The sequence below is a fragment of the Streptomyces spiramenti genome, assembly GCF_012034385.1.
GTDB lineage: Bacteria > Actinomycetota > Actinomycetes > Streptomycetales > Streptomycetaceae > Streptomyces > Streptomyces spiramenti.
The window spans coordinates 12109-20028 of the sequence record NZ_JAAVJB010000083.1; the positions used below are offsets into that span (position 1 = coordinate 12109).

Annotated in this window: 10 protein-coding genes; 6 read left to right on the forward strand and 4 right to left on the reverse strand. The window is 71.7% G+C overall.

Annotation, left to right across the window (positions count from 1 at the left end; genetic code table 11):
• Window positions 1-37: 37 nt before the first annotated feature.
• The gene (locus HCJ92_RS12200) at window positions 38-643 is read right to left on the reverse strand and encodes a TetR family transcriptional regulator (RefSeq protein ID WP_167933546.1); all 606 of its coding nucleotides are present in this window, start codon (window positions 641-643) and stop codon (window positions 38-40) included.
• A 67-nt stretch (window positions 644-710) separates the two neighbouring features.
• Here HCJ92_RS12200 and HCJ92_RS12205 point away from each other — a divergent pair, with 67 nt between their 5' ends.
• Entirely contained in the window at window positions 711-1595 is an 885-nt protein-coding gene (locus HCJ92_RS12205) for an oxidoreductase (protein ID WP_167933547.1), read from the forward strand.
• A 10-nt stretch (window positions 1596-1605) separates the two neighbouring features.
• Here the strand turns inward: HCJ92_RS12205 and HCJ92_RS12210 are convergent, their stop codons facing one another.
• On the reverse strand, window positions 1606-1836 hold the full coding sequence (locus HCJ92_RS12210) for a hypothetical protein (protein ID WP_167933548.1): 231 nt from the start codon (window positions 1834-1836) through the stop codon (window positions 1606-1608).
• A 29-nt stretch (window positions 1837-1865) separates the two neighbouring features.
• Complete coding sequence (locus HCJ92_RS12215) at window positions 1866-2399, reverse strand: hypothetical protein (protein ID WP_167933549.1); 534 nt, start codon at window positions 2397-2399, stop codon at window positions 1866-1868.
• Between the two features lie 297 nt (window positions 2400-2696).
• On the opposite strand from HCJ92_RS12215, the gene HCJ92_RS12220 reads away from it, so the two are divergent.
• From HCJ92_RS12220 to HCJ92_RS12240, 5 genes are all read left to right on the forward strand, one after another.
• Complete coding sequence (locus HCJ92_RS12220) at window positions 2697-3524, forward strand: helix-turn-helix domain-containing protein (protein WP_167933550.1); 828 nt, start codon at window positions 2697-2699, stop codon at window positions 3522-3524.
• A complete protein-coding gene (locus HCJ92_RS12225) occupies window positions 3521-3727 on the forward strand; it encodes a DUF397 domain-containing protein (RefSeq protein WP_167933551.1) in 207 nt (68 codons plus the stop codon). The genes HCJ92_RS12220 and HCJ92_RS12225 overlap by 4 nt, the downstream gene beginning before the upstream one ends.
• Before the next feature lie 51 nt (window positions 3728-3778).
• Window positions 3779-3982 carry a DUF397 domain-containing protein gene (locus HCJ92_RS12230; RefSeq protein ID WP_167933552.1) on the forward strand — a complete coding sequence of 68 codons (204 nt, stop codon included), beginning with the start codon at window positions 3779-3781 and terminating at the stop codon, window positions 3980-3982.
• The gene (locus tag HCJ92_RS12235) at window positions 3979-4194 is read left to right on the forward strand and encodes a DUF397 domain-containing protein (RefSeq protein ID WP_167933553.1); all 216 of its coding nucleotides are present in this window, start codon (window positions 3979-3981) and stop codon (window positions 4192-4194) included. Before HCJ92_RS12230 ends, HCJ92_RS12235 begins: the two co-directional genes overlap by 4 nt.
• Window positions 4195-4282: 88 nt before the next feature.
• The gene (locus HCJ92_RS12240; protein ID WP_167933554.1) at window positions 4283-4813 is read left to right on the forward strand and encodes a flavoprotein; all 531 of its coding nucleotides are present in this window, start codon (window positions 4283-4285) and stop codon (window positions 4811-4813) included.
• A gap of 286 nt (window positions 4814-5099) precedes the next feature.
• On the opposite strand, the gene HCJ92_RS12245 is transcribed toward HCJ92_RS12240, so the two are convergent.
• Window positions 5100-7616 carry an HAD-IC family P-type ATPase gene (locus HCJ92_RS12245; protein ID WP_167933555.1) on the reverse strand — a complete coding sequence of 839 codons (2517 nt, stop codon included), beginning with the start codon at window positions 7614-7616 and terminating at the stop codon, window positions 5100-5102.
• Window positions 7617-7920: the final 304 nt, after the last annotated feature.

Here is a 7920-nt window from a genome sequence, read left to right on the forward strand (position 1 = left end):
GCGGTCACCGGTCGAAGGCCGGTGACCGCAGGGGGCCTTACCGCAGCGGGCCGGCGCCGTGCAGGAACTGGTCGGTCGCGTCGGCCACCAACGCGTCGAGGGCCGCACGCTCCACGAAGCCGCCGTTGACGAGCGCGGCGATCCCCTGGACCGTGGCGAACACGACGATCCCGACGCGCTGCGGATCGCCCGCCCGCAGGACGCCCTCGGCCTGCCCGCGCACCACCAGGTCGTTCATGAGGCCGAATGGTGCCTCGGCCGCCGCCACGATCCGCGTCGCGCCCGGTCGGTGCTTGGCGGCGTACATCAGCTCCAACAGTGCCGCGTTCTCGGTGGCGAAACGCGCGTAGGCCGTCATGACGACCCGCACCTGCTCGGGGAACTCCGCCGAGGCGCCGGTGAGCGCCTCCCGCAGCACGCCGCCCAGCCGCTCGAAGCCCGTCTCGGCGAGCGCGTCGAGCAGCGCCTGGCGGTCGGCGAAGTGCCGTCGGGGAGCCGCGTGACTGACCCCGACCTCCCGAGCCAGGTCCCGCAGCGAGACCTGGTCCGCGCCCGCCGTCCGAAGCCGGGACTCGGCAGCGTCGAGGAGCGCGGCCCGCAGGTTTCCGTGGTGGTAGGGCCGGTCGGCCGTGGTCTCTGGCACAGCGCCGAGACTACCCGTCCCGGTGTGTGCGTTGCCCACTTTGTTGTCACCGTCTACTTTGTAGTCCATGACTACATTCACGACGGCCGACGTGCCGTCCCTGGCGGGTCGTACCGCCGTCATCACCGGCGCCAACAGCGGCATCGGCCGGGTCGCGGCGCGGGTCCTCGCCGCGCGGGGGGCTCGGACGGTGCTGGCCGTGCGGGACCCCGAGCGGGGCCGAAAGGCCGCCGCCGACATGACCGGCCGGGTGGAGGTGGCACGGCTCGACCTCGCGGACCTGTCCTCGGTGCGCGCGTTCGCGGCGGACCTCGACGGACCGATCGACCTGCTGATCAACAACGCGGGAGTCATGATCCCGCCGTTCGCCCGTACCGCCGACGGCTTCGAGTTGCAGCTCGGGACCAACCACCTGGGGCACTTCGCCCTCACCAACCTGCTGCTGCCGCGCGTCACCGGCCGCGTGGTGACTGTCTCCTCCTCGGGGCACCGGGCAGGGGAGATCGACTTCGACGACCTCAACTGGACGCGGCGGACCTACCGGCCCATGGCCGCCTACGCGCAGTCCAAGCTCGCCAACCTCCTCTTCACCGCGGAGCTCCAGCGCCGCCTGGCCGCCACCGCCTCGCCGGTCCTCGCCATGGCGGCGCACCCGGGCATGGCCGCGACCAACCTGCTGCGCGCCAACGACCGACCGGGCGCGCGCACCAGGGTCCGCGACGCGGTGACCGGTCTCCTCGCCCAGAGCGACGACGACGGTGCTCTGCCCACGTTGTGCGCGGCGGTGGCGGACCTCCCCGGCGGCAGCTACGTCGGCCCCGGCGGGTTCCTCCAGGGGCGCGGTGCGCCGAAGCCGGTGGGGCGATCCGCCAAGGCGCGGGACGCGGCGGTCGCCGGGCGGCTGTGGGACGTCTCCGAGGAACTGACCGGGACCACCTGGCCCCTGGGCTGACGCCGCCTGCTCAGTCCCGCGAAACCCGCCCGCTCAGCGCCGCGTTGAGGGTGTGGACCTCCTCGGCGGTGAGTCGACCCAGGTGCACCTGGTACTCGGGGCGGCGGCAGACGTCGCACGGGTCGATCACGTCGATGTCGTCCAGTCGGACGCCCAGTCGCTTGACGTGGTTGAACAACTCCTGGGCGGCGGACTCGACCGCCTCCCTGTCGGAGTTGGCGAAGCTGATCTCCTCGAACACGGTTCTCTCCCTCTGGGGGCGGGCGGGGGTCAGGTGACGCGCACCAGTCGGCGGGCGGCGGCGCCGCGCAGCACGGGGCGGGCGGAAAGCGAGTACAGGACGTCCACCTCGCCGAGGCCGTGCACCCGGTCCGGGCCCCGGGCGTTGGCGCTGACCGGACGGCCGCTCGCCAGGGCCGCCTGCTGCACCCGCTGGAACGCGGTGTCGTCCGCCCAGTCGCGGAACACCCGGCCCGGGGCCCACGGCGAGGAGGGAACGGCGGCGAGTGCGCCGGACGGCAGCGGGCCCGCGCCGGGGCGAGGGTCGAGGGCGTCGGCCAGTCGCAGGGCCTGGGACCGCAGCCACCGCAGCGCCTCGGCGGGGGTGGCGGCCCAGCGCCCGCCCAGGTACCACTCACCCCCGGCGTCGGGGCACCGGACGACGGTCTCGCACCAGAAGCCGTCCGCCCGCGTCCCGCCGGCCACCGGGCCCGGTGGCGTCAACGCCCCGTCCCCGGTCCGGGTGAACCAGGCGGATCCGTCGTTCCCCCTGCGCCCGGCGAACCGGTTTCCGTGGTGCGGCACTTTCTCAACTCCTCCAGATGGGCATCAATGGCACGGGCCAACGCGGCGCTTCTGAGCAGCAGTTCGCGCAGGGAGCCGGGCGGCGCCGTATCCGCGGCGTCGTCGGTCCCGTCCGCGTTCACGACCCACCCGCGCGATCCGGACACCGCGCGCCCCGGTCGCGATTCCTGCCGCTGGACACGACAACCACCGGCCGCTCCTCTCCGTAGCGACTCCACTACCCGGCACCGTCAGGTTGGCCTAGAGTCAGAAGCCGCTCAACCTGGCAATTCGGCACAGGAAGTCCGTGGGGGACCGATGAATCTCAAGGAGCTCGACCCGGACAGCTCTCCGCAGGCGGCATACGGCGCGCTGGTCCGCCAGTGGCGCGAAGACCGCGGGTGGAAACAGGACGAGCTGGCCGGACGAATGGAGTACTCCAGCACCCATCTCTCATCCATCGAAACCGGTCGCAAACTGCCGACCTTGCGCTTCGCGCGCAATGCGGACCAGGCGCTGCGCACCGAGGGACTCTTCGAACGCAAATGGCGCGAGCTGCGGCAGGGATCGCTGCTGGAGGGCTTCCCGCAGTACGTCGAGTACGAGTCCCGCGCGGAGGAGCTGCGGCTGTACGAGATCGGCATCGTCCCGGGCCTGTTGCAGACCCCGGCCTACGCCCGCGTCCTGGCGGAGAGCGCCGTGCGCCGGGGTGACATCGGCGCTGAACAGGCCGTGGAGCGGGTGGAGTTCCTCGCCGAGCGGCAGGCGGCGCTCACTCGGGAGCGTCCGCCGACGGTGATGACGGTGATGGACGAGAGCTGCATCCGGCGCATCGTGGGCGGTCCGCAGCTGATGGACGAGCAACTGGGGGCGCTGCTGGAGTTCGCGGAGCTGCCGAACACCGTCCTCCAGATCGCGCCGTTCTCGCTGGGGGAGCGGCGGCCTTATGATCTGCCGATCAACCTGTTGACGCTGCCCGATCGCTCGCTGGTCCTCTACGCCGAGTCGCAGACGCAGGGGCACATGGACCGGGAAAGCACTGCTGTGCCGCAGATGATGAGGAACTACCATCAGCTACAGGCCGAAGCGCTCAGCCAGGCCGCCTCCCTGGCCATGATCGAGCAGGTACGAAAGGGCATCTCGTGACGACCGATACCCCCCAGTGGTTCACCTCCTCCTACAGCAACAACGGTGGGAACTGCGTCGAGGTGGCGGGCAACTTCGTCGCCCCCCACGGCACGGTTCCGGTGCGCGATTCCAAGATCCCCGCCGGTGCGGTGCTGACGCTGCCCGCCGGTGCGTTCGCCGCCTTCGTCACCGGCGTGCGCGACGGCGGACTCACCCGCTGAGCCGAAGCCGCTCCGAGCGGCCATGAACCCGCAGCACGGAAAGGGCACTTCATGACGACCCAACCCCTCCGCTGGTTCACTTCCTCCTACAGCAACAACGGCGGCGACTGCGTGCAGGTGTCGGCCGATCTGGCCGCCACTGATGGCACTGTGCCGGTGCGTGATTCCAAGGCGCCCGCCGACGCGGTGCTGTCGCTCTCGACTGATGCGTTCGCCGCCTTCGTCGGCGGGGTGCGCGAGGGGAGGCTGGCATGACGGCTGGTTCCCCTGAGGTCCTGCGCTGGTTCAGCTCCTCCTACAGCGACAACGGCGGCGACTGCGTGCAGGTGTCGGCCGATCTGGCCGCCACTGATGGCACCGTCCCGGTGCGTGATTCCAAGGCGCCCGCCGGCGCGGTGCTGTCGCTCCCGACGGATGCGTTCGCCGCTTTCGTCGGCGGTCTGCGCGAGGGGAGACTGGCGGACTGAGTCGGCAGCAGCCACGCTCGCTCCGACACGTCTCCGCAGGCGTTCGCGCCCCCGAAGCACCCGCTTCGGGGGCGCTTACGATCATGGAATGCGAACCCTTCACCTCCTGGGCTGCGCCGCGCCTCCGGTCCAGTACCTGGCGGACGGCATCCGGCAGGCCCAGACGCGCGGATGGCAGGTCTGCGTGGGCCTCACCCCGACAGCCGGCGGGTGGGTCGGCGCCGACCGGCTGGCGGCGTTGGAGGAGCTCACCGGTCATCCGGTGCGGACTCAGCCCCGGCCCGCCGGGCTCGCACGGCACCCGTGGCCCGACGCGGATGCGGTGGTGGTCGCCCCGGCCACCCTCAACACGGTCAACTCCCTGGCGCTCGGGCTGACCCCGCACCAGGTTGCGGGCACGGCCATGAAGGCGGTCGGCGGCACGACACCCCTGGTGGTGCTCCCGTGCATCAACACCGATCTTGCCGGCCACCCGCAGTGGGGGAGGTCGGTGGACGTACTGCGCGGGGTCGGCGTGCGCGTGCTGGTCGGGGACGGCGGGTGGGTGCCCCACCCGCCCGGGAAGTCCCCGCCGCCCGAGGAGTTCCCCTGGGGCCTCGCTCTCGACGCTCTGCCCTGACCGCTTCGACCGTTCGCGGGTGACAGGCACCTCCCGCCGGTACGGCGCGCCCGCCCGCTCCGCGTCGCATCGTGGGGGCCGCTCCCGAGGAGAGTCGAGGAGAGCCGAAGAGAGGGCGGCCCTCCCGATGCGTTCCGGGCCCTGCCGGCTCCAGGCGCGCCGCGACGAGGGAACCCCAACTGCCCAACGCATCCGGTGCAGTTGACGCAAAAGAAGCCGCCGCACGCACAGGGACGCCGCGCACCGTCACGGTGCGCGGCGTCCCTGTGCGGTTCGGGTCTGCGGGCTACCCGCCGGAGCGGGCCTCGCGGCGTTCGCGGCGGGCGGCGCGGCGCTCCTCGGCGCTCTCCGGCTTGTCGGGGAAGCGCCGGGGCACCAGCCGCCAGGACAGCTCCAGCAGCACCAGCGCGACCCCGGCGATCCCGACCGCGATCAGCGGCATGGTCGTTCCCACCAGGTCCAGTGCGAAGAACTCCCGCAGGAACGGGGTGACCAGCACGATGAGGAACCCGCCGCCCATGCAGAGCAGCAGCCCCAGGCGCCACCAGGTGTACGGCCTCGCGATGATCGCGAGCACACCCATGGCGCACAGGAACAGCGTCAGGGTCGCCGCCGACGTCTCCGCGGTCAGGGTGTCGCTCGTGGCGCCGTAGTGGTGCCGCGCCAGCAGGTAGGTCGTGAAGGTGGAGACGCCGGCGATCAGACCGAACGGCACCGCCAGCCGCAGTACCCGTCGCACGAAGTGCGGCCGGGCCCGCTCGATGTTGGGCGCCAACGCCAGGAAGAACGCCGGGATGCCGATGGTGAACGCCGACAGCAGCGTCAGGTGTCGCGGCAGGAACGGGTACGGCACCTGGCTGATGATCACGGCGAACGCCAGGAAGACCGAGTAGACCGTCTTCGTCAGGAAGAGGTTGGCCACCCGCTCGATGTTGCCGATCACCCGGCGACCCTCGGCCACCACCGACGGCAGCGTCGCGAAGCTGTTGTTCATCAGCACGATCTGGGCGACACCCTTGGTGGCCTCCGACCCGGCGCCCATGGAGACGCCGATGTCGGCGTCCTTCAGTGCCAGCACGTCGTTGACCCCGTCGCCGGTCATCGCGACGTTGTGGCCGCGGGTCTGGAGAGCGGTGACCATGTCGCGCTTCTGCTGCGGGGAGACCCGGCCGAAGACCGAACCGCGCTCGACGGCCTTCGCCATCTCCTCGGGGTCGTCCGGCAGGTGCCGGGCGTCCACGGGGGACTCGGCGCCGGGCAGCCCCAGCTTGGCGGCGACCGCGCCGACCGAGACCGCGTTGTCACCCGAGATGATCTTGGCATCGACGTTCTGCTCGGCGAAGTACCGCAGCGTGTCCGGCGCTTCCTGCCGCAGCCGCTGGTCCAGGACGACCAGCGCCACCGGCGCGACGTCCCGCGAGGGGTCGCCGCTGCCGTCGCGCGCGGCCAGCTCCGCCAGCGGTCGCTCGGAGCGGGCGAGCAGCAGCACGCGCATGCCCTGCCGGTTCAGCTCCTCGACGGCCTCCAGCTGAGGATCGCCGTCGCGCAGCAGGACGTCCGGAGCGCCCAGCAGCCAGGTCGCCTCGGCACCACCCGGTCCGACAAGGTGGGCACCGCTGAACTTGCGGGCGGACGAGAACGGCAGCGCGTCGGTCGAGCGCCAGTCGTCCTCGGCCGGGTAGGCCTCGATGATCGCCTTCAGGCTGGCGTTCGGCCGGGTGTCGGAGGCGCCCAGCGCGCCCAGCACCGCCCGTACGTAGTCCTCGTCCCCGTCCCGCGTCCCGCTCCCGGTGGCACCCTCGTCACCGGCCGCGCCGGTCACGGCGGCTGGGCGCAGCAGCCGCAGGTCGGTGACGTCCATGCCGCCCTCGGTGAGGGTGCCGGTCTTGTCCAGGCAGACGACGTCCACCCGGGCCAAGCCCTCGATGGCGGGCAGCTCCTGGACGAGGCACTGCTTGCGGCCCAGCCGGATGACACCGATCGCGAACGCCATCGAGGTGATGAGCACCAGTCCCTCGGGGACCATCACCACGATGCCGGCGACCATGCGCCGGATCGCCTCGAAGGTGTCGGCCCGCTCGACGACGAGCTGGCTGATGATGAGGCCGATGGCGGCGGGGATCATCAGCGTGATGCAGAACTTGAGGATCTTGCTGATGCCGCTGCGCAGCTCGGAGTGGACCAGGGTGAAGCGCGACGCCTCCTCGGCGAGCTGCGCCGCGTAGGCCTCCCGGCCGACCTTGGTGGCGCGGAAGGTGCCGCCGCCGGAGACCACGAAGCTGCCGGAGAGGACCGGGTCGCCCGGCTTCTTCAGCACCGGGTCGGCCTCGCCGGTGAGCAGTGACTCGTCGACCTCCAGGCTCTCGGCCTCGGTGACGACGCCGTCAACCACCGCCTTGTCGCCCGGTGCCAGCTCCACGACGTCGTCCAGGACGATCTCGCGGGTGGAGACCTCCACGGACTCGCCGTCGCGGCGGACCTTGGGGCGGGCCTCGCCGATCACGGCGAGGCTGTCCAGCGTGCGCTTGGCGCGGAGTTCCTGGATGATGCCGATACCGGCGTTCGCGATGATCACGAAGCCGAAGAGCCCGTCCTGGATCGGCCCCACAACCAGGATGATCGCGAAAAGCACCCCGATGATGCCGTTGAACAACGTGAAGACGTTGCCGCGGACGATCTCTGAGGTGGACCGGGACGACCGCGCGGGGACATCGTTGATCTGCCCCCGTGCGACGCGTTCGGCCACTTCGGCACTGGTGAGGCCGCGTACGCTCACCGGCGCCTCCGTATCGGTCTGCATCATGCAGCAGACACTACGAGGATCTGTGCGCTTGTGCGTAGTCGGGGCGTGTCCGGGTAGGGCACGCCGGGGGTGGATTCTGTGGCTTCCGGGCAGCGGCGGACGGCCGTCCGCCCCACCGCGACCCGGACCGTCGGCGGTTCCGTCCCCCTCGGGCCGGACGTCGCGACCGTCGTCGCGGCGGGAACGTCCAGCGTGCGGCGGGGATTTGGGATCCGGGCCGCAGGCGGCGGCGAGCGGCGGCCCCGACGCGCGCCGCGCGGATTCGGGGCGGGAAGCGGGCGGAAGGCAGGGCGGACGGATGCGC